The organism is Streptomyces sp. HUAS TT7, assembly GCF_051550175.1.
In the GTDB taxonomy this organism is placed as follows: Bacteria; Actinomycetota; Actinomycetes; order Streptomycetales; family Streptomycetaceae; genus Streptomyces.
Genome location: NZ_CP196175.1, coordinates 5,856,664 through 5,883,574, shown reverse-complemented (window position 1 = coordinate 5,883,574; position 26,911 = coordinate 5,856,664). Strand labels below are relative to the sequence as shown.

Annotated in this window: 26 protein-coding genes; 10 read left to right on the top strand and 16 right to left on the bottom strand. The window is 71.4% G+C overall.

Going from position 1 to position 26,911, the window contains the following annotated elements; all coding sequences use genetic code 11:
• Positions 1-10 precede the first annotated feature (10 nt).
• Entirely contained in the window at positions 11-1,471 is a 1,461-nt protein-coding gene (locus ACSHXC_RS26465) for an MFS transporter (protein ID WP_438293981.1), read from the top strand.
• Here the strand turns inward: ACSHXC_RS26465 and ACSHXC_RS26460 are convergent.
• Positions 1,444-2,319: an MmyB family transcriptional regulator gene (locus tag ACSHXC_RS26460; protein WP_438293980.1), complete on the bottom strand. Its 876-nt coding sequence runs from the start codon at positions 2,317-2,319 to the stop codon at positions 1,444-1,446. The two genes, ACSHXC_RS26465 and ACSHXC_RS26460, sit on opposite strands and share 28 nt — an antisense overlap.
• A gap of 111 nt (positions 2,320-2,430) precedes the next feature.
• On the opposite strand from ACSHXC_RS26460, the gene ACSHXC_RS26455 reads away from it, so the two are divergent.
• A complete protein-coding gene (locus ACSHXC_RS26455) occupies positions 2,431-3,885 on the top strand; it encodes an MFS transporter (RefSeq protein WP_438293979.1) in 1,455 nt (484 codons plus the stop codon).
• Between the two features lie 93 nt (positions 3,886-3,978).
• Here ACSHXC_RS26455 and ACSHXC_RS26450 read toward each other — a convergent pair whose 3' ends face one another.
• Complete coding sequence (locus tag ACSHXC_RS26450) at positions 3,979-4,167, bottom strand: DUF6243 family protein (protein WP_438293978.1); 189 nt, start codon at positions 4,165-4,167, stop codon at positions 3,979-3,981.
• A 162-nt stretch (positions 4,168-4,329) separates the two neighbouring features.
• On the opposite strand from ACSHXC_RS26450, the gene ACSHXC_RS26445 reads away from it, so the two are divergent.
• Complete coding sequence (locus tag ACSHXC_RS26445) at positions 4,330-5,346, top strand: aldo/keto reductase (RefSeq protein ID WP_438293977.1); 1,017 nt, start codon at positions 4,330-4,332, stop codon at positions 5,344-5,346.
• Positions 5,347-5,447: 101 nt separating this feature from the next.
• Positions 5,448-6,047: a TetR/AcrR family transcriptional regulator gene (locus ACSHXC_RS26440; RefSeq protein WP_438293976.1), complete on the top strand. Its 600-nt coding sequence runs from the start codon at positions 5,448-5,450 to the stop codon at positions 6,045-6,047.
• Between the two features lie 209 nt (positions 6,048-6,256).
• Here the strand turns inward: ACSHXC_RS26440 and ACSHXC_RS26435 are convergent, their stop codons facing one another.
• The 4 genes from ACSHXC_RS26435 to ACSHXC_RS26420 all read right to left on the bottom strand — a co-directional run bounded on the left by ACSHXC_RS26435 (position 6,257) and on the right by ACSHXC_RS26420 (position 9,317).
• Positions 6,257-6,469, bottom strand: a complete 213-nt coding sequence (locus tag ACSHXC_RS26435) for a hypothetical protein (RefSeq protein ID WP_438293974.1) — start codon at positions 6,467-6,469, stop codon at positions 6,257-6,259.
• A gap of 117 nt (positions 6,470-6,586) precedes the next feature.
• Positions 6,587-7,429 carry a DUF4097 family beta strand repeat-containing protein gene (locus ACSHXC_RS26430; RefSeq protein WP_438293972.1) on the bottom strand — a complete coding sequence of 281 codons (843 nt, stop codon included), beginning with the start codon at positions 7,427-7,429 and terminating at the stop codon, positions 6,587-6,589.
• Positions 7,426-8,082 (bottom strand): response regulator, encoded by a 657-nt coding sequence (locus ACSHXC_RS26425; RefSeq protein WP_438293971.1) that lies wholly within the window; start codon positions 8,080-8,082, stop codon positions 7,426-7,428. The genes ACSHXC_RS26430 and ACSHXC_RS26425 overlap by 4 nt, the downstream gene beginning before the upstream one ends.
• Positions 8,070-9,317, bottom strand: a complete 1,248-nt coding sequence (locus tag ACSHXC_RS26420; protein ID WP_438293970.1) for a histidine kinase — start codon at positions 9,315-9,317, stop codon at positions 8,070-8,072. Before ACSHXC_RS26420 ends, ACSHXC_RS26425 begins: the two co-directional genes overlap by 13 nt.
• Before the next feature lie 177 nt (positions 9,318-9,494).
• Between ACSHXC_RS26420 and ACSHXC_RS26415 the strand changes: the two genes are divergently transcribed.
• Positions 9,495-9,926 carry a hypothetical protein gene (locus ACSHXC_RS26415; protein WP_438293969.1) on the top strand — a complete coding sequence of 144 codons (432 nt, stop codon included), beginning with the start codon at positions 9,495-9,497 and terminating at the stop codon, positions 9,924-9,926.
• A gap of 128 nt (positions 9,927-10,054) precedes the next feature.
• Here ACSHXC_RS26415 and ACSHXC_RS26410 read toward each other — a convergent pair whose 3' ends face one another.
• Complete coding sequence (locus ACSHXC_RS26410) at positions 10,055-11,437, bottom strand: glycine--tRNA ligase (protein ID WP_438293968.1); 1,383 nt, start codon at positions 11,435-11,437, stop codon at positions 10,055-10,057.
• A gap of 178 nt (positions 11,438-11,615) precedes the next feature.
• On the opposite strand from ACSHXC_RS26410, the gene ACSHXC_RS26405 reads away from it, so the two are divergent.
• The 4 genes from ACSHXC_RS26405 to ACSHXC_RS26390 are packed head-to-tail and all read left to right on the top strand — an operon-like array spanning position 11,616 to position 14,801.
• Positions 11,616-12,605, top strand: coding sequence for a metal ABC transporter substrate-binding protein (locus ACSHXC_RS26405; RefSeq protein ID WP_438293967.1), 990 nt, complete (start codon positions 11,616-11,618; stop codon positions 12,603-12,605).
• 32 nt (positions 12,606-12,637) lie between these two features.
• Positions 12,638-13,396: a metal ABC transporter ATP-binding protein gene (locus ACSHXC_RS26400; protein ID WP_438293965.1), complete on the top strand. Its 759-nt coding sequence runs from the start codon at positions 12,638-12,640 to the stop codon at positions 13,394-13,396.
• Positions 13,397-13,401: 5 nt separating this feature from the next.
• Positions 13,402-14,304 carry a metal ABC transporter permease gene (locus ACSHXC_RS26395; protein WP_438296836.1) on the top strand — a complete coding sequence of 301 codons (903 nt, stop codon included), beginning with the start codon at positions 13,402-13,404 and terminating at the stop codon, positions 14,302-14,304.
• A gap of 59 nt (positions 14,305-14,363) precedes the next feature.
• The gene (locus ACSHXC_RS26390) at positions 14,364-14,801 is read left to right on the top strand and encodes a Fur family transcriptional regulator (protein WP_438293964.1); all 438 of its coding nucleotides are present in this window, start codon (positions 14,364-14,366) and stop codon (positions 14,799-14,801) included.
• A 228-nt stretch (positions 14,802-15,029) separates the two neighbouring features.
• Here the strand turns inward: ACSHXC_RS26390 and ACSHXC_RS26385 are convergent, their stop codons facing one another.
• From ACSHXC_RS26385 to recO, 3 genes are all read right to left on the bottom strand, one after another.
• Positions 15,030-15,371 carry a helix-turn-helix transcriptional regulator gene (locus ACSHXC_RS26385; protein WP_438293963.1) on the bottom strand — a complete coding sequence of 114 codons (342 nt, stop codon included), beginning with the start codon at positions 15,369-15,371 and terminating at the stop codon, positions 15,030-15,032.
• 135 nt (positions 15,372-15,506) lie between these two features.
• Positions 15,507-16,355, bottom strand: coding sequence for an isoprenyl transferase (locus ACSHXC_RS26380; protein WP_438293962.1), 849 nt, complete (start codon positions 16,353-16,355; stop codon positions 15,507-15,509).
• Between the two features lie 43 nt (positions 16,356-16,398).
• On the bottom strand, positions 16,399-17,148 hold the full coding sequence (gene recO / locus ACSHXC_RS26375) for a DNA repair protein RecO (RefSeq protein WP_053727535.1): 750 nt from the start codon (positions 17,146-17,148) through the stop codon (positions 16,399-16,401).
• Between the two features lie 441 nt (positions 17,149-17,589).
• Here recO and ACSHXC_RS26370 point away from each other — a divergent pair, with 441 nt between their 5' ends.
• Positions 17,590-18,297, top strand: coding sequence for a hypothetical protein (locus ACSHXC_RS26370; protein ID WP_438293961.1), 708 nt, complete (start codon positions 17,590-17,592; stop codon positions 18,295-18,297).
• A 57-nt stretch (positions 18,298-18,354) separates the two neighbouring features.
• Here the strand turns inward: ACSHXC_RS26370 and ACSHXC_RS26365 are convergent, their stop codons facing one another.
• The 6 genes from ACSHXC_RS26365 to leuA all read right to left on the bottom strand — a co-directional run bounded on the left by ACSHXC_RS26365 (position 18,355) and on the right by leuA (position 26,673).
• Positions 18,355-19,047 carry a response regulator gene (locus ACSHXC_RS26365; RefSeq protein ID WP_438293960.1) on the bottom strand — a complete coding sequence of 231 codons (693 nt, stop codon included), beginning with the start codon at positions 19,045-19,047 and terminating at the stop codon, positions 18,355-18,357.
• A gap of 100 nt (positions 19,048-19,147) precedes the next feature.
• Complete coding sequence (locus ACSHXC_RS26360; RefSeq protein WP_438293958.1) at positions 19,148-20,350, bottom strand: sensor histidine kinase; 1,203 nt, start codon at positions 20,348-20,350, stop codon at positions 19,148-19,150.
• Positions 20,351-20,375: 25 nt separating this feature from the next.
• The gene (locus ACSHXC_RS26355) at positions 20,376-22,496 is read right to left on the bottom strand and encodes an MMPL family transporter (RefSeq protein ID WP_438293957.1); all 2,121 of its coding nucleotides are present in this window, start codon (positions 22,494-22,496) and stop codon (positions 20,376-20,378) included.
• Between the two features lie 234 nt (positions 22,497-22,730).
• Entirely contained in the window at positions 22,731-22,952 is a 222-nt protein-coding gene (locus ACSHXC_RS26350) for a hypothetical protein (protein ID WP_344377359.1), read from the bottom strand.
• Between the two features lie 596 nt (positions 22,953-23,548).
• Complete coding sequence (locus ACSHXC_RS26345; protein ID WP_386041476.1) at positions 23,549-24,283, bottom strand: TerB family tellurite resistance protein; 735 nt, start codon at positions 24,281-24,283, stop codon at positions 23,549-23,551.
• Between the two features lie 632 nt (positions 24,284-24,915).
• A complete protein-coding gene (gene leuA / locus ACSHXC_RS26340; protein ID WP_438293955.1) occupies positions 24,916-26,673 on the bottom strand; it encodes a 2-isopropylmalate synthase in 1,758 nt (585 codons plus the stop codon).
• Between the last annotated feature and the right edge of the window lie 238 nt (positions 26,674-26,911).

Here is a 26,911-nt window from a genome sequence, read left to right as displayed (position 1 = left end):
TATCGAAGTCATGTCCGAGCCGAACCACCGCCGACGGATGCTCGTCCTGGCGATCTGCTGCATGAGCCTGCTGATCGTCAGCCTCGACAACACCGTCCTCAACGTCGCCCTCCCCTCCCTGCAGAAGGACTTCCACGCGGGCGTCTCCGGCCTGCAGTGGACGATCGACGCGTACACCCTGGTCCTCGCCTCGCTGCTGATGCTGGCGGGCTCGACCGCCGACCGCATCGGCCGCCGCAAGGTCTTCAAGGCGGGCCTGGTGGTGTTCACCATCGGCTCGGCGCTCTGCTCGCTGGCCCCCAATCTGGAATCCCTGGTGGCCTTCCGGATGGTGCAGGCGGTCGGCGGCTCGATGCTCAACCCGGTGGCGATGTCGATCATCACGAACACCTTCACCGACCCGCGCGAACGCGCCCGCGCCATCGGCGTCTGGGGCGGTGTCGTGGGCATATCGATGGCGGCGGGCCCGATCATCGGCGGTGTGCTCGTCGAGTCGGTCGGCTGGCGCTCGATCTTCTGGCTGAACCTGCCGGTCGGCCTGTTCGCCCTCTTCCTGACCTGGCGCTACATCCCCGAGTCGCGCGCCCCCAAGCCGCGCCGCCCGGACCCCGTCGGCCAGCTCCTGGTCATCGCGCTGCTCGGCTCACTGACGTACGCGATCATCGAGGTGCCCAGCGCCGGGTGGGACTCGCCGCAGATCCTGGCGTTCGTCGCGATGGCCGTCGCCGCGCTCGCGGCCCTCCTGGTGTACGAGCCCCGGCGCGCCGAACCCCTCATCGACCTGCGGTTCTTCCGCAGCGCCCCGTTCAGCGGCGCCACCGTCATCGCGGTCTCGGCCTTCGCCGCGCTCAGCGGGTTCCTCTTCCTCAACACCTTGTATCTGCAGAACGCGCGGGGTCTGAGCGCGTTGGACGCCGGGCTCTACATGCTGCCCATGGCCGCGCTCACCTTCGTCTGCGCGCCCCTGTCGGGCCGTCTCGTCGGCAGCCGGGGGCCGCGGCTTTCCCTGCTGGTCGCCGGGGTCGCGATGGCCGCGAGCGGGCTGCTCTTCGCGCTCTTCGACGCGGAGCGGACCACGGCGCTCCTGTTCACCGGCTACGTCCTGTTCGGCCTCGGCTTCGGGATGGTGAACGCGCCCATCACCAACACCGCGGTCTCCGGAATGCCCCGCTCCCAGGCGGGCGTGGCCGCCGCGGTCGCCTCCACCAGCCGCCAGATCGGCCAGACGCTCGGCGTGGCCGTGATCGGCGCGGTGCTGGCGGGCGGCATGGCGGGCGTCGCCTCCGGTGCGTACGCCGACAGCTTCCCCGGGGCCGCCCGGCCCGCCTGGTGGATCATCACGGGCTGCGGTCTGAGCGTGCTGTGCGTGGGGCTCGCGACCAGCGGGCGGTGGGCGCGCGAGTCGGCGCGGCGGACCGCGGAGCGTCTGGAGGCGCCGGCCGTTCAGACCCCGGCGGACGCCAACGCCTGACTGGCGTCCGCCAGCTCCTGGAGGCGCTCCAGGCGCTGACGGGTTTCGTCGTCCGTCGGCACGTACATCACCATGCGCGGGCCCGCCGAGGGCCCGAGCCACAGGTTGGTGTGCTCGACGGACAGCAGGCCGACATGGGCGTTGCGCAGGTACTTGGTCTTGCCGCCCTGGTTGACCACCTCGTGCCGGGCCCACACCTCGCGGAACTCCTGTGAGGCGCCCTGAAGGCGGGCGAGCAGCGCCTTCCAGGCCGGCTCGGTGAGGTGCTCGGCCATCGAGGCACGGAACTTGGCGGCCATCACCCGGTTCACCTCGGCGACATCGACGACCGAGGCCCGCCAGTCGGGGTCGGTGAAGGCCAGCCACAGGCAGTTGCGGTCCTCGGGCGCCAGCGCGTCGAGGTCGCAGAGCAGCCGACCGTACGTGCTGTTGTAGGCGAGGATGTCGTACCGGCTGTTCTGGATGCAGGCCGGGATCGGACCCAGCTGGCCGAGCATCGCCTGCAGCGCGGGGGTCACGTTCGGGCACGCCGCGTTCGGCGCCGGGTCGAGGGCGCCGGCCAGCGAGAACAGGTGGCTGCGCTCGCTGGGGTCGAGCAGCAGGGCCCGCGCGAGGGCGTCCAGGACCTGCGGGGAGACCTGGATGTCGCGGGCCTGCTCCAGCCAGGTGTACCAGGTGACACCGACAGCGGAGAGCTGTGCGACCTCCTCGCGGCGCAGCCCCGGGGTGCGCCGGCGCCGGCCGGGTGGCAGCCCCACCTGCTCGGGGGTGATGCGCTCGCGGCGGCTGCGCAGGAATTCGGCCAGCTCGTGACGGCGGACATCGCTCGCCGGGGCCACAGTGCTCATAGCCTCAGGGTGCCGCACCCGGCGATGCTTGTCAGCCGGTTGCCAGGTAGTGCTTGTACCAGGATAAGAAGACTCTGGTACCAGGCTCAGCGGAAGAGGATCGTCTTCCCCGTGAGTGAAACAACGGTACGGACGACCTCCAACCCTTCCACCTCTTCCCCCACTGTCCCGGTCACCCAGCACGGGCCGGTCATCGGGCCGCTCGGGCTGTTCACGGTACTGCTCGGCGCGGCCCTGCCCATGATCGACTTCTTCATCGTCAACGTCGCCCTGCCGTCCATGGACAGCGAACTCGCCGCGGGCCCGGCCCTGCTGGAACTCGTCGTCGCCGGATACGGCGTCGCCTACGCCGTCCTGCTCGTGCTCGGCGGGCGCCTCGGCGACATGGCCGGCCGGCGCCGGCTCTTCCTGACCGGCATGGCCGCCTTCGGCCTCACCTCGCTGGCCTGCGGCCTCGCGCCGACCGCCTGGACACTCGTCGGCGCACGGGTGGCACAGGGTGCCGCGGCCGCGCTGATGATGCCGCAGGTCCTGGCCACCATCCAGGCCACCACCCAGGGCCCGCGCCGCGCCAAGGCCATGAGCCTGTACGGAGCGACCGCCGGCCTCTCCATGGTGGCCGGGCAGATCCTCGGCGGCGTCCTGGTCGCGGCCGACGTCGCCGGGTCCGGCTGGCGCTCGGTGTTCCTGGTGAACGTGCCGGTCGTCGTGCTGGGCCTGCTCCTCACGGCCCGCACCATGCCGGAGACCCGCTCGGACCGGCCGACCACGATCGACGTGGCGGGCACACTGCTCCTCGCGCTGTCCCTGATCTCGCTGCTGCTGCCCCTGACCGAGGGCCGGGCCGCGGGCTGGCCCCTGTGGACCTGGGTCTCGCTCGGCGTCTTCCCCTTCGCCGCCGTCGCGTTCTTCCTGGTGGAGCGGCGCGCGGACCGGCTCGGCCGGACGCCGCTGGTGCCGCCGAGCCTGCTGGAGACGAACTCGCTGCGGCGCGGTCTGGCGATGGTGGTGCCATTCTCGATCGGTTTCAGCGGCTTCATGTTCGTGGTCGCGGTGGTGCTCCAGCAGGGGCTCCGGATGGGCCCGGTCGCGGCCGGTCTCGCCCTCGTTCCGATGGCGCTCGCCTTCTTCGCCGCCTCGCTCGCCGGGCCCCGGCTCATCGGCCGCTTCGGCACCCGGGTGGTGACCGCGGGCGGGGTGATCCAGGCGGTCGGCATCGCCGTGCTCGTACTGACCGTACGGAACGGCTGGTCGGGCCTCAGTGTCGTCGAACTCGCCCCGGGCGTCGCCGTCGCCGGCCTCGGCCAGGGCCTGCAACTGCCGGTCCTCATCCGCCTGATGCTCTCCGACATACCTGCCGACCGGGCCGGGGTGGGCAGCGGCGTGGTGGTCACCACCCAGCAGTCCTCGATCGCCCTCGGCGTCGCGGTCCTCGGCAGCCTCTTCCTCGCCCTCGCGCCTTCCCTCGGCATGCGCGACGCGCTCGTCGTCACCCTTCTCGTCCAGCTCGGCCTGATCGTCCTGACGACGCTGCTGAGCCTGCGGCTGCCGCGCGCCATGCGGTGAGCGGGTGAGCCGCGACGGCGAAGGGCCCGGAACGTGTCACACGTTCCGGGCCCTTCGCCGTACGGATGTTCCGGATGCCCCGGATTCCTCGGGTCAGCTCTCGCTCGACTCCGTCTTCGCGGGGTTGGCGCGCTCACGCATCTTGCGCAGCAGCTCCTCCTTCTTGTCCACGGCCGCCTTCCGGTCGGCCGCGCTCCCTTGGACGGAGCCCTGGTCTCCGTTGCGGGACACCTTCTTTCGCTGTCCGCCGACACCGAGCAGGTTGTTACGACTCTTAGCCATGAGGGCGACGGTACCCGGGTCCTGGGGGTGAGCCGTACCAGTTTTCGGCGTGGGGGCGCCGCACAACGGATCACGACTGACACATGACAGCTGACAGATATTGAAATCTGTCAGCTGTCATGTCATGGTGGACGCACACCCCACCACCAAGGAGCCCCCCTCATGCGAACCCGCACTCTCGGCACCACCGGCCCCCGGACCTCCGCGCTCGGCCTCGGCTGCATGGGTATGTCGGCGCTGTACGGAGAAGCCGACCGGGACGAGTCGATCGCCACCATCCATGCTGCGCTCGACGCCGGCGTCACGCTTCTCGACACCGGCGACTTCTACGCCATGGGCCACAACGAGATGCTGATCGGCGAGGCGCTGCGTTCCGCCCCCGCCGCGGCCCGCGAGCAGGCCCTGACCAGCGTGAAGTTCGGCGCGCTCCGCGACCCGGACGGCGCCTGGTTCGGGTACGACGGGCGGCCCTCCGCGGTCAAGACCTTCGCCGCCTACTCACTGCAGCGCCTCGGCGTCGACCACATCGACGTCTACCGGATCGCCCGGGTCGACGAGAACGTGCCGATCGAGGAGACCGTCGGCGCCATCGCCGAGCTGGTCCAGGCCGGACACGTACGGCACATCGGGCTTTCCGAGGTCGGCGCGGCCACCCTGCGCCGGGCCGCCGCCGTGGCCCCGATCTCCGACCTCCAGATCGAGTACTCGCTGATCTCGCGCGGCATCGAGGAGGAGATCCTGCCGACCGCGAGCGAGCTGGGCATCGGCGTCACCGCGTACGGGGTGCTCTCGCGCGGCCTGATCAGCGGGCACTTCTCACGCGACCGGCAGCTGTCCGCGGGCGACTTCCGCGGTATGAGCCCGCGCTTCCAGGGCGAGAACCTGCAGCACAACCTGGACCTCGTCGAGGCGCTGCGGAAGATCGCCGAGCAGAAGGGCGTCTCGGTCGCGCAGACCGCGATCGCCTGGGTCCTCGCGCAGGGCCCCCGGCACGACGTGGACATCGTGCCGCTGGTCGGCGCGCGCCGCCGGGACCGGCTGACCGAGGCGCTCGGCGCGCTGGACGTGGACCTGACCGCGGCCGACCTCGCCGCGATCGAGGCCGCGATCCCGGCCGACGCGGCCGCGGGCGACCGCTACCCCCAAGCGCAGATGGCCCACCTGGACAGTGAGCACTGAGCCGGGGCAAGCCCCCGCGCCCGCGCCCGTGACCTGTGGACAACTCCGTGACCGGGGTTGTCCACAGGCCGGCCGGGCCCTTCCGAGCGGCAGGTAACGTCATGGTCATGAGTACGGAACCACTGACCGCCGAGCGCATCCTCGTCGCGACCGAGGAGGTGCTGCGCCGGCACGGCCCGGCGAAGGCGACGGTCGTCGATGTCGCGCGCCAGCTCGGGGTGAGCCACGGCAGCGTGTACCGCCACTTCCGTACGAAGGCCGCGTTGCGCGAGGCGGTCACCGAGCGGTGGCTGAACCGTTCGACGGACCTGTTGCGGGGCATCGCGGCCCGCCAGGACCTGGAGTCGGGCGTCGTGCTCCGGCTCTGGCTGAGCGAGCTGTTCCAGGCCAAGATGCACAAGGCGGGCGACGATCCGGAGCTGTTCCAGACGTACGAGGTGCTGCTCCGGGAGAACAGCAGCGTCGTGGAGGAGCACATCGCGGAGCTGGTGGGCCAGCTCACCACGATCATCCAATTCGGCCTGGAGCGGGGCGAGTTCATGGTCCCGTACGAGTCGCCCGCCGTCTCGGCACGGGCGGTGTTCGACGCGACGGGCCGCTTCCACGACCCGGTGTACGCGGCGGAGTGGTCGCGCCGGTCCATCGTGGACGACTTCGGAGCCGTGGTGGATCTGCTGCTGCAGGGGCTGAAGAAGCGCTAACGCTCCGCGGGATGCGGGATGCTTCATCTGCGGGCCGGTGGGGGCTGGTCGCTCCCCCCAGTTCTCGGCTTCGCTCGAACAGGGGGGACCCCCATCGCGGCGGAGCCGCACCATGTCACAGGCCCGCGCCCCTTTCGGGGCACGTATGCCGGGGCGCGTACATCGCAGCGGACTTCACCAGGACCGCTCAGGACGGCCGCCAGGAGGCCTCAGCCCGTCGGGGCCGTCGGGTCGACCGTTGCCTGGTGGGCCGTGGTCAGGTGTTCCTCGGCCTTGAGCCAGGGCAGGAACTGGGCGCCCTTGCGCCAGCCGCAGGTCTCGCAGGTCAGCGCGCGCTGCATGCCGGCCCGTTCGACCCGTACGACGTGGCGTCTGCCGTGCTGGTCCCATCTGCTGACCGTGCTGGTCGTCGTGGCGGGCATCCGTGGCTCCCTGGCCTTCGCTTCGGAGTGTGTGGCGGCGGGGGCCAGTGTGCCCCACGGACGACATCAACAGCAGGATTCCCAGGGTGAATTGGGGACGCCACGAGGCCCCGCAGGTCAGAAGCCCGGGTAGCCGACCGTGACGGAGCCGGAGCCGCTGGAGACGTCGAGAACCCGGTCGGAGCCGTCGTCGCGCAGCTCCTTCTGGACGCTGCGGCTGCCCGATCCCTTCCCTCCCTCGACCCGGTAGAGGGCGCCCTCCGGCACGGTGACCGAGACGCTGCCCGACCCTGCGCGGGCCTTGACCCGCCGTGGCGCGACGATGAAATCGGCGTTCACGGTGCCGGAGCCTGCCTTCAAGTCGGCCTCGGACGAGGAGAGTTGGGACGCCTGGATCTCGCCGGAGCCGACCTTGGCCTTGACCGTGCCCTTGAGCCCGCGCAGTTTCATGCTGCCGGAGCCGCCCTGGAGGTCGACCGGGCCGGTCAGATCGCTGACCTTGATCGGGCCGGAGCCGCTCTTCACCTTCAGGCTGACGCCGGCGGGGACGGCGAGCTTGAGGTCGACCTGGCAGTTCTGGAGGAACTCGTCGACGAAGCCGTCGCAGCGGGCGTGCACCTTGAGGGTGTCGCCGTCCCAGGTCCGCTCGATCTTCGGCCGTTTCATCGCCCAGGTGACGCTGCCGTTCATCGTCACCTGTCCGGCGGCGCCGGTCGTGACGGTGATCTCGGCGGACCCGGCGTCCACTTCGACGGCCGAGACGGCATGGGGGCGGCCGTTGTCGGGGCTCTCGTACGGGTCGGTCCGGCTCACGGACTGGGCCACGAACGAGAAGGTGAACGGGGCCACGATGCCCAGGGCGCCGATGATCGCGACGATGATCCACGCGGTGCGGTGGCGGGGGCGCTCCTCCGCGGCCCGCGCCGCTTTCGGCGCCTCGCGCTGCTCGGTGGCGCTCACGCCGGTCCGCCGTCCAGGAACCGCAGGACCGCGAGGACCCTGCGGTGGTCGCCGTCGGCGATGGGCAGGTCGAGCTTGGCGAAGATGTTGTTGATGTGTTTGGCCACCGCGCTCTCGCTGACGACGAGTTCGGCGGCGATGCCCGCGTTGGAGCGGCCTTCCGCCATGAGTGCGAGGACCTCGCGTTCGCGCGGGGTGAGCCGTTCCAGCGGGTCGGGCCCGCCGCCGCGGCGCAGCAGCAGCTGGGCGACGACCTGCGGGTCGAGCGCGGTGCCGCCGGACGCGACGCGCTTGAGGGCGTCGACGAACTCCTCGACGTCGGCGACCCGCTGCTTGAGCAGGTAGCCGATGCCGCCGGTCTGGGTGGCGAGGAGGTCGGCGGCGTACCGCTCCTCGACGTACTGCGAGAGCAGCAACACGGCGGTGTCCGGCCATTGCTGACGGATCATCAGGGCGGCGCGCACGCCCTCGTCGGTGAAGCCGGGCGGCATCCGGACGTCGACGAGGGCCAGTTTCGGCCGGTGTTCCTCGACGGCCCGCAGCAGGCCCTCGGCGTCCCCGGTCTCGGCGGCGACCTCGAATCCGGCCATTTCCAGGACCTTGACGAGTCCTATCCGCAGCAGCACCGAATCCTCGGCGATCACAGCCCGCACGGCAGCTCCACAGTGATGACGGTCGGGCCCCCGTGGGGGCTGTTGATCCTGATGGTTCCGTCGACCGACCCTACGCGCTTGCGCAGGCCGAGAAGGCCGGTGCCGCCCGCCGGGTCGGCGCCGCCCACGCCGTTGTCGCCGACGGTGATCGTCAGGAGCCGGTCGTGGCGGCGGACCTGGACGGTACAGCGGGTCGCCCGGGCGTGCTTGGCGACGTTGGCGAGGGTTTCGGAGACGACGAAGTAGGCGACGGCCTCGACCGTGGGCGAGGGGCGTTCGGCGAGGTCCACGGTGAGTTCGACGGGGAAGGGGGCGCGGGCGGCGATGCCGGAGATCGCGGCGTCCAGGCCGCGGTCCTCCAGGACGGCCGGGTGCAGGCCCCGTACGAGATTGCTGAGTTCTTCGATGGCTTCCTTCGCCTCGCGGTGGGCCTCGTCGATGACGGCCCGGGCTTCGGGCGGCAGGTCGGTGAGGGTGGCGCGGGCGATGCCGAGGTTCATGGCGAGGGAGACGAGGCGCTGCTGGGCGCCGTCGTGCAGGTCGCGTTCGATGCGGCGGCGCTCCAGGTCGGCGGCGTCGAGGATGCCGGCCCGGCTCTCGGCGAGGTCCTCGACGCGGCGTTCCAGTTCCTTGGCCCGGTTGGGGCCGAGCAGGACGGCCGCCGCGCGGCTGTCGAGGGCTGCGACGAGGGCGGCGCACCAGGGCATGGCGATGAGCAGCAGGACGCCGAGGACGGTGATTGCGACATAGGCCTCGGTCCAGCCCATGGGCCGGTCGCTCACGGGCAGCGCCCACACCCAGGAGTACACGAAGGTGCAGGCGGCCGCCGAGGCCCAGCCGAGCACGACCAGGACGCCGCCGACCGCGGCGAGCGGGGAGACGACGAGGTGGTAGCCGTACTGCCGCCAGGTCGATTCGGCGCGCAGCCGCGGGATCAGCCCGCCCCAGCGGTACCAGGGGCGGGCCCATGGGATCTTCGGGATGTCGAGGCCGGTCAGCGACCAGAAGCGGCTGCGCTGGAGCCGGGTGAGCAGCGGGCAGAGCAGCAGCACGAAGCCGAGCGACTTGAGGATGTGCCCGGGGTTGGAGAACGTGTACGCGAGGGCGAGCACCGCGGGGACCGCGACCGGTACGGACGCCACCACGAGGGCGGTGTTGCGCCAGGCCCACGCCGACCACGGCGCGTGCGCGGCGGTCCAGTCGTACGCACGCCGCAGCGGGCCGGGAGTTGCCATGGACACAGCGTAGTTGGCCTGGTCACGGGCCTGCCATCACGCTGCTGCCCGGTCGGGGGTATAGCCAGCACCACCCCCGGTTCGGACAGCCGCGCTACTGACCGGAGCCGCCCGGAACGGGAGTCTTGTTGGTGTGCTCGGGCGGAGGGACCGCCGGGCCGGAAGGAGCCCGCCGCCATGACTCTCGTCGCCCCCCAGATCCGTACGAGCCGTACGAGCCGTACCGTCGTGGGCGCTTCGGGAGCCCTGCGCCGCCGGCCGTGTCTGGCAACCGTCCTGACCGGGGCCGGGATAGCGCTGGTGCCGTGGATGGTGGTGCTCGCCGGAACGCTGCCGCAGACCACGGAGGTCTCCAACTGGTCGACGGCGTGGATCGGCCTGGACGCCCTGCTCGCGGCGGGCCTGACCGGCACGGGAGTCCTGCTGAGGCGAAAGGACCCCCGTGCCTCCCAGCTCGCCGCGGCGACGGCGGCGCTGCTCCTGATGGACGCGTGGTTCGACGTGACGACAGCGGCCGCGGGCAACCTGCCGACGGCCCTGACGCTGGCCCTGGCAGCGGAGCTGCCGATGGCGGTGGCGTGCGCGGTGGTCGCGCTGCGCCGCACCTGAGACGTAAAACGCCGGACGGGCTGAAGTGCTGCCAAGCCGCACTTCAGCCCGTCCGGCGTTTGAGGACGAGCGCCCTTCAGGCGCGATCGGGGGTCTGGGGGCAGAGCCCCCAGGAGCAAGCCCCCTTACTAGCAGCCCAGCAGCCTGCTGCCGAGGTACTGCTGGATCTGGTCGAGAGACACCCGCTCCTGGGCCATCGTGTCCCGCTCCCGGACGGTGACCGCGTTGTCGTCGAGCGTGTCGAAGTCGACGGTCACACAGAACGGCGTACCGATCTCGTCCTGGCGGCGGTAGCGGCGACCGATGGCGCCCGCGTCGTCGAACTCGATGTTCCAGTTCTGCCGCAGGTCCGCCGCGAGGCCCTTCGCCTTCGGGGAGAGCTGCGGGTTGCGGGACAGCGGCAGGACGGCGACCTTGACGGGAGCCAGGCGCGGGTCGAGGCGCATCACGGCGCGCTTCTCCATGACGCCCTTGGCGTTGGGCGCCTCGTCCTCGCTGTAGGCGTCGAGCAGGAACGCCAGCATCGCGCGGCCGACACCGGCCGCGGGCTCGATGACGTACGGCGTCCAGCGCTCGCCGGCCTCCTGGTCGAAGTAGGAGAGGTCGTGGCCGGAGGCCTTGGAGTGCGCGGAGAGGTCGTAGTCGGTGCGGTTGGCCACGCCTTCGAGCTCGCCCCACTCGCTGCCGCCGAAGCTGAAGCGGTACTCGATGTCCGCGGTGCGCTTGGAGTAGTGCGAGAGCTTCTCGGCGGGGTGCTCGTACCAGCGCATGTTCTCTTCACGCAGGCCGAGGCCCGTGTACCAGTTCCAGCGCTGCTCCATCCAGTATTCCTGCCACTGCTCGTCCTCGCCGGGCTTGACGAAGAACTCCATCTCCATCTGCTCGAACTCGCGGGTGCGGAAGATGAAGTTGCCCGGCGTGATCTCGTTGCGGAAGGACTTGCCCATCTGCGCGATGCCGAACGGCGGCTTCTTGCGGGAAGTCTGCTGCACCTGGCCGAAGTTGGTGAAGATGCCCTGCGCGGTCTCGGGGCGCAGGTAGGCGACCGAGCCGGTGTCCTGGGTCGGGCCGAGGTGGGTGGAGAGCAGGCCCGAGAAGCTCTTGGGCTCGGTGAAGGTGCCCTTGTTGCCGCAGTTGGGGCAGTTGAGGTCGGCGAGGCCGTTCGCGGGAGCCTTGCCGTGCTTCTCCTCGTACGCCTCTTCCAGGTGGTCCGCGCGGAAGCGCTTGTGGCAGGAGGTGCACTCGGTGAGCGGGTCGGTGAAGGTCGCGACGTGGCCGGAGGCCTCCCAGACCTCGGAGGCCAGGATCACCGACGAGTCGATGCCGACGACGTCCTCGCGCGAGGTGACCATGTAACGCCACCACTGGCGCTTCAGGTTCTCCTTCAGCTCGACACCCAGCGGCCCGTAGTCCCAGGCGGCACGCTGACCACCGTAGATCTCGCTGCACGGGTAGACGAAGCCACGGCGCTTGCTCAGGTTGACGATGGTGTCGATCTTGTCGGCGGCCACGGTGCTCTCTTCATTAACGACGACGACGAACGGGGGAACAGCGAATGCCCCAGATTAGCGGCGGCCGCACCCCCTCTATCAAATCGGTTACCGCGCGGGGCCCGTGCACGACCCCTCGCGGAGAGCCGTCGGCCCAAATTATTGACAACCGTTTCCATCTTTGTTGAAAATGGATGTCATGAACGTACGACGCCTCATACCCACGGCCGCCCTGTCCTGCGCCGCCCTCCTCGGTCTCACGGCCCTCACCGCCTGTGGGTCGGGCTCGGCCGCGGCGGACAGGAAGGGCGGCCGACTCGACGTGGTGGCGTCGTTCTACCCGCTGCAGTTCCTGACCGAGCAGATAGGCGGGGACCACGTCTCGGTCACCGGCCTGACGAAGCCGGGCGTGGAGCCGCACGACCTGGAGATCAGCGCCAAGCAGACCGCGAAGCTCAACGACGCCGACGCGGTCGTCTACCTCAAGGGCCTGCAGCCCGCCGTGGACGCGGCCGTCAAGCAGGCCGACGTCAAGACCAAGGTCGACGCCTCGACACTCACCTCGATGGAGAAGCACGGCAACGAGGTGGGCGGGCACGCCGCCGAGCACGACCACACGGCCGGCGAGGAGGACCACGCCGACCACGGCCACAGCCACTCCGAGAGCGGCGACGACCCGCACATCTGGCTGGACCCGGTGAAGTACGCCGAGGTCGCCAAGGGCGTCGGCGCGGCCCTGGCGAAGGCCGACCCGGCCCACGCGGCCGACTACCGGAAGAACACCGACGCCCTGGTGACGAAGCTCGGCGGCCTCGACAAGGAGTACGCCGCCGCCCTCAAGAACACCAAGGCGAAGGTCTTCATCACCACCCATGCCGCCTTCGGCTACCTCGCCGAGCGCTACGGGCTGACCGAGGAGGCCATCAACGGCCTCGACCCCGACTCCGAGCCGAGCCCGGCCCGGATCAAGGACCTCCAGAAGATGGCGAAGGCCGACGGGGTCACGACCGTCTTCTACGAGACGCTGGTCAGCGACAAGACCGCCAAGACCCTGGCGTCGGACGCCTCGCTCAAGACTGATGTACTCGACCCCCTTGAGGGCATCACCGACAAGTCGAAGGGCACCGACTACTTCTCGGTGATGCGGTCCAACCTGACCGCCCTGACGACGGCGCTCGGCACCAAGTGACCATCCGTCCATCCGCTTTGGAGGCACCTGCCATGGAGCCCGTCATATCGCTCACCAAGGTGACGGCCGAGCTCGGCTCGCGCCCCGTGCTGCGCGGCATCGACCTGGCCGTGCACCGCGGCGAGGTCGTCGCGCTGCTCGGCGCGAACGGCTCGGGCAAGTCCACCGCGATCCGGACGATCATCGGGCAGGTGCCGCTCAGCGGCGGCTCGGTCGAGATCTTCGGCACCCCGCGCCGGCGCTTCCGCGACTGGGGGCGGGTCGGCTACGTACCGCAGCGCACGACCGCCGCGGGCGGGGTGCCCGCCACGATCCGCGAGGTCGTCTCCTCGGGGCGCCTGTCGCGCACCCGCTTCGGGATCCTGCGCAGGGCCGACCGCGAGGCCGTCGACCGGGCGATCGCGGCGGTGGGCCTCGCCGACCGGGCGAAGGACTCCGTGGACGCCCTCTCCGGCGGCCAGCACCAGCGCGTGCTCATAGCCCGGGCCCTGGCGGCCGACCCGGAACTCCTGATCATGGACGAGCCGATGGCGGGCGTCGACATCGAGAGCCAGGAAATCCTGGCGGCCACCCTGCGCGAACAGGTCTCCGCAGGCGCCTCGGTCCTCCTCGTCCTGCACGAACTCGGGCCCCTGGAGCCGTTGATCGACCGGGCGGTGGTGCTGCGCGACGGGTGCGTCGTGCACGACGGCCCGCCGCCGAGGGCCGTCGGCCAGCACGCGCTGCCCGGCCACGACCACGTACATCCGCACACGGCCGCCGAGCCGGTACGCACGGGACTGCTGAGCTGACCATGATGGAAATCCTGAACTCCCCGTTCATGCAGCGGGCGTTGATCGCCGCGGTACTCGTCGGGATCACCGCGCCCGCCGTCGGGATCTACCTGGTCCAGCGCCGCCAGGCGCTGATGGGCGACGGCATCGGCCATGTGGCGATGACCGGCGTGGGCCTCGGCTTCCTCCTCTCCACCTCTCCGGTGTGGATGGCGACCCTGGTCTCGGTCCTCGGCGCGGTCACCATGGAACTGATCCGCTGGTACGGCAAGACGCGCGGCGACATCGCACTGGCGATGCTCTTCTACGGAGGCATGGCGGGCGGCGTGCTCTTCATCAACCTCGCGCCGGGCGGCTCGACGGCCAACCTGAACTCGTACCTCTTCGGCTCCCTGTCGACGGTCTCGCAGTCCGACGTATGGGCGATCGGCTTGCTGGCGGCGTTCGTTCTGCTGGTGACGGTCGGCCTGCGCCGCCAGCTGTTCGCGGTCAGCCAGGACGAGGAGTTCGCACGTGTGACGGGCCTGCCGGTACGCGCCCTGAACCTCCTGACGGCGGTGACGGCGGCGGTCACGGTGACCGTGGCCATGCGCGTGGTCGGCCTGCTCCTGGTCTCGGCCCTGATGGTGGTCCCGGTGGCGGCCGCACAGCAGCTGTCCCGCAGCTTCGCCCTGACCTTCGCGATCGCGGTGGCGATCGGGGTGACGGTGACGCTGAGCGGCACGGTGGTCACGTACTACGAGGACGTACCGCCGGGAGCGGTCATCGTCCTGTTCACGATCGCGATCTTCATCGTCCTGACGGGTCTTGCGACGCCGCTGGCCAAGCGGCGGGCCCGGGCCAAGGCGGCCGCACCGGCCGAGGGCGAGTGCGGGCTCGACGTGCCCGCCGCGGCAAAGCCTCAGGCCGGCGAGGTCACGGCCTGAGCGGGAGCTGGCACAATGGCCCAAGGAGAGTTTGTACGGGTCAAGGCTTGGAGGCACCTGTGACGACAGCGCCACTCGGCGGGTCGAATACCGCCCCCGTACGAGGCCGGTCGACCCGGCAGCGTGCCGCGGTGGCGGCGGCGCTGGACGAGGTGGACGAGTTCCGCAGCGCGCAGGAATTGCACGACATGCTCAAGCACCGGGGTGACTCGGTGGGCCTGACCACCGTCTACCGCACGCTGCAGTCCCTCGCGGACGCGGGCGAGGTGGATGTGCTGCGCACCAGCGACGGGGAGTCGGTGTACCGGCGCTGCTCCTCGGGCGACCACCACCATCATCTGGTGTGCCGGGTGTGCGGGAAGGCGGTGGAGGTGGAGGGGCCGGCCGTCGAGAAGTGGGCCGAGTCGATCGCGGCGGCGCACGGGTATGTGAACGTGGCGCACACGGTGGAAATCTTCGGCACGTGCGAGGCGTGCGCCAACCCCGGGGGCGCGTAGGGGGCCTCCCCTCTCCAACCCCCGGGGCTCCGCCCCGAGCCCCCTGGGCGCCGACCGTTCGTCTGCGGACCGGAGGTACCGGTTTGCGCAGTTCCCCGCGCCCCTGACAGGGTTGGTGCTGGCCCGCACCAGGCACTTCAGCCTGTCCGGCGTTTGAGGACGAGCGCCCTTCAGGCGCGATACGGGGTCTGGGGCGGAGCCCCAGGGAGCGGACCTCCCCCTCCCCTCTCACCCCCGGAGGGTCTCGGGAAGAGGCGGGGTGGGGAAATCCTCGGCCAGCGAGCTCAGCGATACCGGGCTCCCCACCCGCCCCGCAAGCACCCCGTCCAGCATGGACAACGGCCGAGGCACACACCCCTCCTCCATCAGCTCCGCCGCCCGGATCCGGTCGAGCCGGAACCCCCGCCCGGCCCCCCGAAGCCGGCACCAGGCCACCAGGTACCAGCCCCCCTCCGCGCACAGCAGCCCACCCGGCTCGACCAGCCGGGACGACTCGCACCCCGCCGCATCCGCGTAGCGAATCCGCAGCAACTTGCGCTCCAGAACGCCGAGTTCGACGGTCCGCAGCACCCCCGCCGAGGTCGCGCTGCACGGTGCGGGCCGACACCTCGAAGCGCGTCGCGAGCCAGCCCACCGTGCGCGGCCGGGGCGCGATCGCGCGGAGCTCCTCGACCAGCGCGTACAGCCGTTCCGTACGGTTCGCCGTCACTGCCGGGGCAGGTCGCCACTCTTGTCGAGCGCGGCCAGCGCCTCGTTGGGGATGGCGCCGCCGAAACGGCGGTCGCGGGAGGCGAACTCCAGGCAGGCCCGCCACAGGTCGCGCCGGTCGAAGTCGGGCCACAGCACGTCCTGGAAGACCATCTCGGCGTAACTGGACTGCCAGATCAGGTAGTTGGAGGTGCGCTGCTCGCCGCTGGGGCGCAGGAACAGGTCGACGTCCGGCATGTCGGGGTAGTACAGGTACTTGGCGAAGGTCTTCTCGTTCACCTTCGCCGGGTCGAGCTTCCCGGCGGCGACGTCGCGCGCGATGGCCTGCGCGGCGTCGGCGACCTCCGCCCGCCCGCCGTAGTTGACGCAGAAGTACAGCGTCATGGCGTCGTTGTCGACGGTCTGCTCCTGGGCGACCTGGAGCTCCTGGACGACGGACTTCCACATCTTGGGCATGCGGCCGACCCAGCGGATGCGGATGCCGAGCTCGTTCATCTCGTCGCGGCGGCGCCGGATGACGTCGCGGTTGAAGTTCATCAGGAAGCGGACCTCTTCGGGCGAGCGCTTCCAGTTCTCGGTGGAGAAGGCGTACAGGGAGAGGTTCTTGACGCCCATCTCCAGGCAGCCCTTGAGGACGTCGAGGACGACGCCCTCGCCGACCTTGTGGCCCTCGGTGCGGGGCAGGCCGCGCTCCTTGGCCCAGCGGCCGTTGCCGTCCATGACGCAGGCGACGTGGTTGGGCACCAGCTCGGCCGGGATCTTCGGCGGCACCGCGCCCGACGGGTGCGGCTCGGGGGTCTTGTAATCGCGCCGCGACCGCCCGCCCAGGATTCCGCGTACTGCCATGTGGAGCTCTCTCCCTAGATGCTCTGATGCTGCTCGGTGCTGCTCAGTTCTTCTCTACGTACCGCAGGGAGCGCAGGCCGCGCTCCAAGTGCCAGTGCAGATAGGCCGATACGAGCCCGCTGCCCTCCCGCACATGCCTCGGCTCACTCGCGTCCGCCGTCTCCCAGTCCCCCGTGAGCAGCGCGCTGAGCAGTCCGATGGCCTCCGCAGAGGGTACGACGCTGCCGGGTACGCGGCAGTCACCGCATATGACGCCGCCGCCCGCGACGGAGAAGAACCGGTTGGGGCCATGGATGCCGCATTTCGCGCAATCCTCGAAACTCGGGGCGTATCCGTTCACGGCGAGCGAGCGCAGCAGGAAGGCGTCCAGGATGAGGTGCGGGGCGTGCTCGCCGCGGGCGAGCGTGCGCAGCCCGCCGACCAGGAGCAGGTACTGCTGCACGGCCGGCTCGCCCTCGTTGTCGGTGAACCGTTCCGCCGTCTCCAGCATGGCGGTGCCCGCGGTGTACCGGGCGTAGTCGGTGACGATGCCGCCACCGTACGGAGCGATGGTCTCACTCTGGGTGCACAAGGGGAGGCCGCGGCCGACGAGTTCACTGCCGCGCGCGAAGAACTGCACGTCGACGTGGCTGAACGGTTCGAGCCGCGCCCCGAACTTGGACTTGGTCCGCCGCACGCCGCGGGCCACGGCCCGCACCCGGCCGTGGTTGCGGGTGAGCAGCGTGATGATGCGGTCGGCTTCCCCCAGCTTCTGGGTGCGCAGCACGATGCCGTCATCACGGAACAGACTCATGCGGCCATTGTCCTGCACGGGGCGAGTTCCCCACCCCGCCCCTTCCCGAGACCCTCCGGGGGTGAAGGACCCTGGGGCTCCGCCCCAGACCCCGTTCGCGCCTTAAGGGCGCTCGTCCTCAATCGCCGGACAGGCTGGAGACGCCGATGCCGGCCAGGATGGATGCTGCCAGGGGCGCGGGGAACTGCGCGACCGGCCACCCACGGCCCGCAGGGGCAGGGTCGCCGGGGTCGCCCGCGGAGGAACCGCGGCCCCGTCCGGGCGACGTGGTGCGGATCACCTCGGGTGGGCTGTCCCCAGGCCCCTCAAGCGGTCCGGATGCGCCGGGCGCCCGCGTGCGGTCCGGTTCACGGCGTTTGCACAGGGGGATGGGGCACCATTGCGCCAGCAGGGGCCTCTTCTCCTGTGACTGAACCCTTCGCCTCACCTGGACGGTCCGGAATGCCGCTGCCCACGACCGGTCGCCGTGCCCGCACGGCGGTCTGCGCGTTCGCCGTGCTGGCGCTCGCGGGGTGTTCGGCGGGCGAGGGCGTGCGGGACGACGGGCCGGCGGCCACGTCCTCCGCTTCGGTGACCGCCTCCCCGCTGTGGCCCGACCACACCGCCACCGCCGCGCCCGCCAAGCCCGGCCAGGGTTTCCACGCGCGCGGGCCCGTGCCGGGGGTCACCGTGCCGGACGGGGATCTCGCGCGGGTCGACGGCGTACGGCTGCTCACCGCCGATCCGGCGACCGACCGTGCGGTGCAGAGCGGCCTCAAGGAGTGCCCCGACGGCTCCTCCTGCCGGCTGCGGCCGCCCGCGTACGCCGATCTCACCGGTGACGGGAAGCGCGAACTCGTGCTCGCCTACGACGACTTGGGCCGCACCATCCTCTGGGTCTACACCGCGGTGGGCGAGCAGGCGCACGCCGTCCTCGAATACGCGGGGCGGCCGGGCACGAGCGCCGCCACGCTCGGCACCGACCTGGTCGTCACCGAGCCGGCGGGCGGCCGCAACCGCGAGTCCGACACCACCCTGCGCTGGAACGGCAGCGAACTCGCCCCGCTCCCGGCCGCCTCCGACCCCGCCAAGGGCGCCTCCAGGACCCGGCCTGCCGAGGACTCCCTGATCAAGCCGGCCGACGGGACGGACGCGCCGGGGCAGGGCTGAACCCCGGTCCAGGCCTACGGGACGGACCGACCCGGGCAGGGATGAGCTCCGCCGGCCTCACGCGCCCGGCACCACAAGACCCGACTCGTACGCCAGGATCACCAGCTGGGCCCGGTCCCGTACCCCGGACTTCCCCATGATCCGGCTCACATGGGTCTTCGCGGTCAGCGGGCTCAGGGCCAGCGCGTCCGCGATCTCCGTGTTGTTGAGGCCCCGGGCGACCAGGGTGAGGACTTCGCGTTCCCGGGAGGAGAGGGAGGTCAGGGCGCCGGGGCCGTTGCCTGTCGGCGGCTGAGGGGCTCGCAGCACCCGGGCTATCAGGCTCGCCGTCGGGCCCGGTGAGAGCAGCGCGTCGCCGGCCGCCACCGTGCGGATGGCGTCCAGGAGTTCGGCGGGGCGGGTGTCCTTCACCAGGAAGCCCGAGGCGCCGGCCCGCAGCGCCTCCAGGACGTTCTCGTCCGTGTCGTACGTCGTCAGGACCAGCACCTTCACCCCGGCGAGGTCCTCGGACGCGGCGATCAGGCGGGTCGCCTCGATGCCGTCCGTGCCCGGCATCCGCAGGTCCATGACGACCACGTCGGCCCGTGCCGAGTGGGCGAGGCCGACGGCTTCCGCGCCGGTGCCGGCCTGGCCGACGACGGCCATGTCGGGGGCCGACTCGACGAGCATCGCGAAGGCCGACCGGACCAGGGTCTGGTCGTCGGCGAGCACCACCCGGATGCCGCCGCCGTCCGGCACAGCAGCTGTCATGCGGTCGCCTCCAAGGAGCGCAGTACGAGGGGAAGGTTCGCCGCAGCTCGCAAGAACCGGAAGGCCCGCAAGCCCCGGACGGCCGGGAAAGCCCGGATGCTCATGCGCTCGCCTCCAAAGGACGGCCCCCCGACGGACGGCCCCCCAACGGGCGCGGCACCAGCGGAAGGTCCGCCGTCACCCGGAAGCCGCCGCCCTCGCGCGGCCCCGCGTCCAGCGTGCCGCCCACGCTGCGGGCCCGCTCCCGCATCCCGACGATTCCGAAGCCGGAGCCCTCGGCCGCGCCGCCCCGGCCGTCGTCGGTGACGGTGACCCGGAGCACCTCGCCCGCCGCCTCGACGCGGACCCGGGCGGTGGCGTCGGGGCCCGCGTGCCGTACCGCGTTGGTCAGTGACTCCTGGACGATGCGGTAGGCGGCCGCGCCCACGGCGGGCGGCACGTGCACGCCGTCGGTCTCCACGGTCAGCTCGGCCTTCGCGGTGCGGGCCAGGTCGGGCAGCCCGTCGAGGTCGGGCAGCGGCCCGTGCTCGTCGGCGCGCAGCACGGTCAGGGTGGTGCGCAGTTCGGCGCGGGCCTCGCGGCAGGTGTCGGCGATGGAGTCGAGGGCGGCCGCCACCGCCGCCCGGTCGAGCCGCTCGGGGGACGCGGTCAGGACGTGGGCGGCGACCGAGGTGCGCACCCCGATCAGGGTGATGCTGTGGGCGAGGAGGTCGTGCAGGTCGCGGGCGATGCGCAGGCGTTCCTCGGTGAGCTTGCGCTCGGTCTCGCGGGCGGCGGCGGCCCGCTGTTCGGCGACGTAGGCACGGGAGTTGCGCACGGCGACGCCGAAGACGAGGGCTGCCACCAGCCAGCCGGAGGTCCGCATCACGTCGAAGACCCGGTGGACCCCGTTGAGCGACATGCCGGTGAGCGCCATGCCCACGACGCAGGCGCCGACGGTCGCGGTCCGGCGGACCGTGCCGGTCACGGCGACCGTGTACATCGCGGTCATCGCGATCGGCATGGGCCCCATGTGGGCGTTGTCGAGCAGTTGGTACGGGGCGATGCAGGCCACGACCACGGCGAGTACCGCCATCGGGTGGCTGCGCCGCCCGACCAGGGCGAGCGCGGCCCCGGCGAGCAGGGCCCAGCCGAGGGCGTCCGGCCGCAGCGCGGTGTCGGCGTAGGCGATGGCCGCGCCGAGCAGCCCGGCCCCGGCGGCGAGCGCCACGTCGGCCCGCAGGGGGTGCGCGCTGTCGCCGGGGTCGCGGTGCAGCAGAGCCGTCACCCGCTCCCCGAGGCCCGGGCCCGTCGGTGTGTTCACGTCAGCCACCCTGCCATCCTCGTCCTCACCGCGGGCCGCCGACCAGTGCCGAGGGCGGTCCGGCGGCCGGTTCCGGGGTGCGGGAGAGGCGGCCCGGCCACCAGACCCTGCGGCCGAGCAGCAGGTTGGCGCTGGTCACCAGGTAGGTGCGCACCAGGAAGGTGTCCAGGAGCACGCCGACCGCGATGATCGTGCCGAGTTCGACGAACATCACCAGCGGCAGCGAGGCGAGCACCGCGAACGTCGCGGCGAGCACCGTGCCCGCCGAGGCGATCACGCCGCCGGTGGTGCGCAGGGCGGTCAGCGCGGCCTCGCGCGGCCCGGCTCCGCGCAGGGTCTCCTCGCGGGTGCGGTGCATCAGGAAGATGCCGTAGTCGACGCCGAGGGCGACCAGGAACACGAAGGTCAGCAGGGGCAGTCCTGGGTCGAGGCCGGAGAAGCCGAGGACCGGGCCGAAGACCAGGCCGCCGATGCCCATGGCCGCTCCCCACACCGCGACGACGGCGGCGACGAGCAGCAGCGGGGCGACGAGGCTGCGCAGGAGCAGGGCGAGGACCAGCAGGACGGAGGCGAGGACGAGGGGGATGACGATCAGCCGGTCGTGGGAGTTGGCGTCGGCGAGGTCGAGGGCCTGGGCGCTGGCTCCGCCGACGTGCGCGCCGGTGAGTTCGGCGCGCAGCCGCCCGATGGTGGCGCTCTCGTCCGCCGATTCGGGGGCGGCCTTCGCGGTGACGGCGATCTCGGTCCAGCCGCCGCCGCTGCGGCCCCGTTCGGCGCTCGCGACGCCTTCGACGGACCGGGCGGCGGCGAGCGTACGGTCGGCCCCGGCGGTCGGCGTCATGACCTCGACGGGCCGGCTGCTGCGGTCCGGGAAGGCGGCGGCGAGCGTGCTCATGGCCACGGTCGACTCGGGTTTGGTGGTGTAGCTGTCCTCCTGCTTGAGCGCGCCGGGCAGGTTGAACGCGCCTAGCGCGAGGGCGCCGATGAGCACAACTCCCGTGATCAGTACGGCAGTTGGCCGCCTGCCCGCCGAGCTGCCCATCGCGGCGAACAGGTCGCGGCGGCGCCGCTTGGGTTCGCTTCCGTACGCCGGGATCAGCGGCCAGAACACCCGTCGCCCGAGGAGCACCAGGATCGCGGGCAGCAGGGTGAGCATCGCGGCGAGCGCGCAGAGCACCCCGATCGCGCCGACCGGGCCGAGCCCCCTGATGTTGTTGAGGTCGGCGGCGAGCAGGCAGACCAGACCGGCCACGACCGTGCCGGACGAGGCGAGCAGGGCGGGCCCGCAGCCGCGCAGGGCGGCGCGCATCGCGTCGTACGGGAGGGGGTGGCGGCGCAGTTCGTCGCGGTAGCGGGCGACGAGGAGGAGCGCGTAGTCGGTGCCCGCGCCGAAGACGAGGACGGTCATGATCCCGGCGCTCTGGCTGGTCACCGTGATCCCGGACCAGGTGGCGAGGCCGTACACGGCGGCCCGTGCGCAGACCGCGCCCGCGCCGACGACGACCAGTGGCACCAGCCACAGCACGGGGCTGCGGTAGGTGAGGATGAGGAGCAGCGCGACGACCAGGCCGGTGGCCAGCATCAGCGTCGCGTCGAGGGAGCCGAACACGCCGCGCGCGTCGACGGCGAGGGCGCCGTCCCCGCCGACCTTGACGGTCATGCCGTCCGCGTCGGTGGCCCGGGCCCGTACGTCGTCGACGAAGGCCTTCTTCGCGTCGTCGTTCTTGGCGGGTGCGGCCGTGGACAGCGTGTACATGAGGGTGGCGCCGTCCTTGGACGTCACGCCGGGGCCGTGCTGGACGGCCGCGAAGTCCTTGGGCTCGCCGGCCGCGGCAAGGTCGGCGGGCGACTTCACGGCCTTGGTGCCCGGCGGGACGGTGATCTCGGCGAGCTGCCCCGCGGCGGTGTTCCGGTCGGCGGCCGTGAGACCGCCGTCGCGGTGGTAGACGAGCACCAGGCTGGTGATCTCGCCGCCGGGCAGCTTGTCCTGGAGCTTGGCGACCTGTGTGGAGTCGGCGCCGGCCGGCAGATAGTCGGCGGTCCGGTCGCGCTGTACGTCCCCGAGCTTCCCCGCGAACGCCCCGGCGACGGCGAGCACGATCACCCACAGCGCGAGCACGCCCCAGGGAACTGCCCGCCGTTTCACGGCAGTTGACCCCCCGGTCGGCGTCGGCCCCGCCGATACCGACCTCGTTGGTGCTGATCTCGTCGACCCCATGGCGGGTCCCCCTCCGGCTGGAATCCGGGAGGCCCTCGCGGCCTGCCCGGTGTTTCCAGCGTCCGGCCCGCGGGGGACGCTTTCGTCACGCCGACGACCGAGATCATCCGTACTTCCCGGGGCGTCCGGACGGGCCCGGTTACTCCCGCGGGAGTACGCGCCTCACGGCACCTCGCCCCGGCTGCGCGCGTTCGCGTACGCCGTGGCCGCCCTGAGCCGCTCCGTGGTCGTCGCGGCCCGCGCGGCCTCCGGAAGGCAGTCCCACTCGCGCCCGCCGCCGAACGGCCGCAGTTGGAGGTAGGGCCCCTCGCGCCCCATCACCTGGCCCAGCCTTCCGCTCCCGGTGTCGACGACGTACGAACCCACGGGCGGGACTGCGGTCATGGGTTTCCCTCCGGCAGTACGGAACTTGGGTCCACGGGCAGTATCGGGTGCCGGGCGGCCTCGGCTGCTCCATGATCCCAGTTTTTCGTTCGGGTACCACATCGGATCGAGCAGGAGCAATGGCCGCATAATTCCGGACCGGGCGCGCGCATCCTGCAATTCACCCGCGACCGATTCCGCGGCCGCGTTTTCTTCCCTTGCAAAGATGCGACACGGGAGGTGGGGAGCAGGCCGGAGCCGGGCAGGGGGCGGCGGCCGGGCTCCCGTCCCGCTGTCCGGATATCCGGTGGCCGCATCCGGGATGTCGAACAGGAAATTCGCAAGCGACAATGGGATGTTTCCGCTCCGGATCGGCCGTACAGCTCGTAAAGAGAGGTTTCTTCGAGTGAATGTTCACGGCGTTCCGGATACCCGACCATGCATTGCGGTACGGGGATTGACGCGCTGTCGCATGCCGCCCCTCGGGCGGTGTCCGGGCGCTCGACGGCATGCTTCAGGCCGCGCCCTGCACCATCGAGGTCGACGGCAAGCAGGTCGCGGACAACCGGAACGGCGCGTCGGCCAAGCCCTGCGAGTACAAGCTCAAGAACTAGCCCTCAGGACGGGGTGCGGGCGGCCGCGAGCAGCCGGGCGGTGTCGTCCGCGCAGAGCGAGAGCGCGCCGCCGACCGTGCTGAGCACCTCGCGTTCGGCCGCGCTGTACGGGCCGTCCGCGAGCGCGATCCGGGCTCCCTGCAGCAGGATGGACTCGCGGCCGGCGGGGGCGAGGTGCGGGGCCAGCGGTTCGAGGGCCTCGTGGAGCTCGATCGCGAGGGCCGCCCCGCAGGGGTCGGTGTCGTCGACCGGGTCGGTGAGGAACCGGCCGGTGTCCGCCGCCAGCGCCTCGATGAGGGCGACGAGCTGGTCCTCGGTGCAGTCGTCGAACCCGGCCGCCCGGACGGTGGCGACGGCGGTCGTGGTGACCGTACGGGACGAGGTGCCGCCCGCCGCGAGGACGGCGAGGGCGACGGTGTGCACGGCGTCGCGGAGCATCGCGGAGAAGCGGGTCGTGGTGGGGTGGTCCAGGACTTCCGTCCCGAAGTGGCCCTGGCAGGCGGCGCATTCGACCACCGGGCCCGCGGTGCCGCGGGTGGCGAGCGGAATGCCGAGCACCGTGAGACGTCTGCGGCCGGTGCGGCGCTGGTAGTTCCGGTCGCCGCCGCAGTCGGGGCAGAAGAACTCGCCGTCTCCCACGGTGTGCCACAGGGTGCGGACTGACCAGAGGCGGGGCCGGAGGCGGGGACCGGGCGTCCCGGTCGGGTTCGTGCCGTTCTGTCCCCGTGCTGGCCGCACCGCGCACCTCCGTAACGCTCCGGCAACGTTGCCGCGTTGACGTGATGTTAGCCACATCCATGATGTGGCGTCAGCACCCCGGAAGGAGGAGAGGGCGGTGGATGGCGAAAAGGTGCCGTTGCTGTGGCGGGGGTGGGTGGGGTGGGCCCGCCCGAACCCTCAGCTCAGGGCCGCCCTGCGGGCGGCTCTCCCCCACCCCGCCCCTCCCCGAAACCCTCCGGGGGCGGGGGTGGAAAAGGGCCGCTCCCGGGGCTCCGCCCCGAACCCCGGCGGGGGCTCCGCCCCCTGCACCCCCGATCGCGCCTGAACGGCGCTCGTCCTCAATCGCCGGACGGGCTGGAGTGGGCTGGTGCCCGTGTTCGCCGGGCGGCTGGGAGTGAGCTGATGTCCCTGTTCGCCGGACGGGCTGAAGATGCCAGTACTGTCCAGGGCCGACCTGCCAGGGGCGCGGGGAACTGCGCGAGCAACCACGCACGACCCGCAGCCGAACGATCACCCATCACCGGCCGGAGCCGAACCCACCCACCCCCGGAGGCCACGCGGCGGAGCCGCAGAGTGTCACAGGGGGAAGGGGCAGGGAGGGGCCAACCGGGGTCTGAGGCAGAGCCCCAGCGCACCCCCACCCGCCCGGGTCAGCGGGACGCGCGGTTGACCGCCGAGATGACCGCCTTCAGCGACGCCCGCGTCGTGTTCGCGTCGATGCCGATACCCCACAGGACGACCCCGTCGATCGCGCACTCGATGTAGGAGGCGGCCTGCGCGGACGCGCCCTCGCTCATCGTGTGCTCCTGGTAGTCCAGCAGCCGCGCGTCGACGCCCGTCGCGGCCAGCGCCTCGAAGAAGGCCGAGATCGGGCCGTTGCCGGTGCCGGTCAGGACCGTGTCCCGGCCGTCGACGACCGCCTCGACGGTCAGCGTGTCGCGGCCGTCCTTGTCCGTCGTCGTCTGGCCCGAGCGCAGCTGGATGCGGCCCCACGGGTTCTCGGGGTTGGGCAGGTACTCGTCCTGGAAGACCGACCAGATCGCGGTCGGGGTAACCTCGCCGCCCTCGGAGTCCGTCTTCTGCTGGATGATCTTCGAGAACTCGATCTGCATCCGGCGCGGCAGGTCCAGCTTGTGGTCGTTCTTCAGGACGTAGGCGATTCCGCCCTTGCCGGACTGCGAGTTGACCCGGATGACCGCCTCGTACGAGCGGCCGACGTCCTTCGGGTCGATGGGCAGGTACGGGACCGCCCATTCGATCTCGTCCACCGTCTTGCCCGCGGCGGCCGCGTCGGCCTCCATCGCGTCGAAGCCCTTCTTGATGGCGTCCTGGTGGGAGCCGGAGAAGGCGGTGTAGACCAGGTCGCCCGCGTAGGGGTGGCGCGGGTGGATCTCCATCTGGTTGCAGTACTCGGAGGTCCGGCGGATCTCGTCGATCTGGGAGAAGTCGATCTGCGGGTCCACGCCCTGGCTGAACAGGTTCATGCCCAGGGTCACCAGGTCGACGTTGCCGGTGCGCTCGCCCTGGCCGAACAGGCAGCCCTCGATGCGGTCCGCGCCGGCCATGATCGCCAGCTCGGCCGCCGCCACCGCCGTACCGCGGTCGTTGTGGGGGTGCACGGACAGACACACGTAGTCGCGGCGCGACAGGTTGCGGCTCATCCACTCGAAGCGGTCCGCGTGCGTCGAGGGGGTCGAACGCTCCACCGTGGCGGGCAGGTTGAGGATGATCTCGCGGCCCTCTTCGGGCTGCCAGACGTCGCACACCGCCTCGCAGACCTCCAGCGCGAAGTCCAGCTCGGTGTCCGTGAAGATCTCCGGCGAGTACTGGTAGCCGAAGATCGTCTCGTCACCCAGGATCTTGTCCGCGTACTCCATGACCAGCCGCGTGCCGTCCACCGCGATCTGCTTGACCTGCTCCTTCGTGCCGCGGAAGACGACCCGGCGGAAGGTGGGGGCGGTCGCGTTGTACAGGTGCACGGTGGCCCGGTGGGCGCCGCGCAGGGACTCCACGGTGCGCTCGATCAGCTCTTCGCGGGCCTGGGTCAGGACGGAGATCGTCACGTCCTCGGGGATCGCACCCTCTTCGATGATGGAGCGTACGAAGTTGAAGTCGGTCTCGCCCGAGGAGGGGAAGCCGACCTCGATCTCCTTGTAGCCCATGCGCACCAGCAGGTCGAACATCTCGCGCTTGCGGGCGGGCGACATCGGGTCGATCAGGGCCTGGTTGCCGTCCCGCAGGTCGGTCGACAGCCAGCGCGGGGCCTTGGTGATCCGGCCGTCCGGCCAGGTGCGGTCGGGGATGTCCACGGCGTCGTACTGACCGTACTTGTGGACCGGCATCCCGGACGGCTTCTGCGTCTGGGTGGCGTTGGTGACGGGGGTCGGGCGACCAACGGGCTGGGACATGGCGTGCGGCTCCTCGGTGCGTGGCGAGAGGGACGGCCGACTGTCGAGCGCAACACCAGATCCCGCGGGGAGGGGGTCGGCCTACGACTACAGGCCCTCGCCGCGGCAGCTAAGGAGAAGCAGCCCGATACGCATGATGCCGCAGCCTAGCCGAGGGACCGCGCGAGCGCCGGTCCCGTATCAGTATGCGGGACACCGAAATCGATTCGGACAAAAGGTGACGTATACCTCGTCCACC

Excerpts from the sequence above, each read along its gene's own strand:
- ACSHXC_RS26445 (WP_438293977.1), top strand. The coding sequence starts at position 4,330 with ATGCGAACCCGCACTCTCGGCACCACCGGCCCCCGGACCTCCGCGCTC.
- leuA (WP_438293955.1), bottom strand. The coding sequence starts at position 26,673 with ATGTCCCAGCCCGTTGGTCGCCCGACCCCCGTCACCAACGCCACCCAG.
- ACSHXC_RS26460 (WP_438293980.1), bottom strand. The coding sequence starts at position 2,319 with ATGAGCACTGTGGCCCCGGCGAGCGATGTCCGCCGTCACGAGCTGGCC.
- ACSHXC_RS26440 (WP_438293976.1), top strand. The coding sequence starts at position 5,448 with ATGGTCATGAGTACGGAACCACTGACCGCCGAGCGCATCCTCGTCGCG.
- ACSHXC_RS26370 (WP_438293961.1), top strand. The coding sequence starts at position 17,590 with ATGCCGCTGCCCACGACCGGTCGCCGTGCCCGCACGGCGGTCTGCGCG.
- ACSHXC_RS26420 (WP_438293970.1), bottom strand. The coding sequence starts at position 9,317 with ATGGCAACTCCCGGCCCGCTGCGGCGTGCGTACGACTGGACCGCCGCG.
- ACSHXC_RS26415 (WP_438293969.1), top strand. The coding sequence starts at position 9,495 with ATGACTCTCGTCGCCCCCCAGATCCGTACGAGCCGTACGAGCCGTACC.
- ACSHXC_RS26365 (WP_438293960.1), bottom strand. The coding sequence starts at position 19,047 with ATGACAGCTGCTGTGCCGGACGGCGGCGGCATCCGGGTGGTGCTCGCC.
- ACSHXC_RS26380 (WP_438293962.1), bottom strand. The coding sequence starts at position 16,355 with ATGGCAGTACGCGGAATCCTGGGCGGGCGGTCGCGGCGCGATTACAAG.
- ACSHXC_RS26350 (WP_344377359.1), bottom strand. The coding sequence starts at position 22,952 with ATGACCGCAGTCCCGCCCGTGGGTTCGTACGTCGTCGACACCGGGAGC.
- ACSHXC_RS26450 (WP_438293978.1), bottom strand. The coding sequence starts at position 4,167 with ATGGCTAAGAGTCGTAACAACCTGCTCGGTGTCGGCGGACAGCGAAAG.
- ACSHXC_RS26435 (WP_438293974.1), bottom strand. The coding sequence starts at position 6,469 with ATGCCCGCCACGACGACCAGCACGGTCAGCAGATGGGACCAGCACGGC.
- ACSHXC_RS26405 (WP_438293967.1), top strand. The coding sequence starts at position 11,616 with ATGAACGTACGACGCCTCATACCCACGGCCGCCCTGTCCTGCGCCGCC.
- ACSHXC_RS26465 (WP_438293981.1), top strand. The coding sequence starts at position 11 with ATGTCCGAGCCGAACCACCGCCGACGGATGCTCGTCCTGGCGATCTGC.
- ACSHXC_RS26395 (WP_438296836.1), top strand. The coding sequence starts at position 13,402 with ATGGAAATCCTGAACTCCCCGTTCATGCAGCGGGCGTTGATCGCCGCG.
- recO (WP_053727535.1), bottom strand. The coding sequence starts at position 17,148 with ATGAGTCTGTTCCGTGATGACGGCATCGTGCTGCGCACCCAGAAGCTG.
- ACSHXC_RS26400 (WP_438293965.1), top strand. The coding sequence starts at position 12,638 with ATGGAGCCCGTCATATCGCTCACCAAGGTGACGGCCGAGCTCGGCTCG.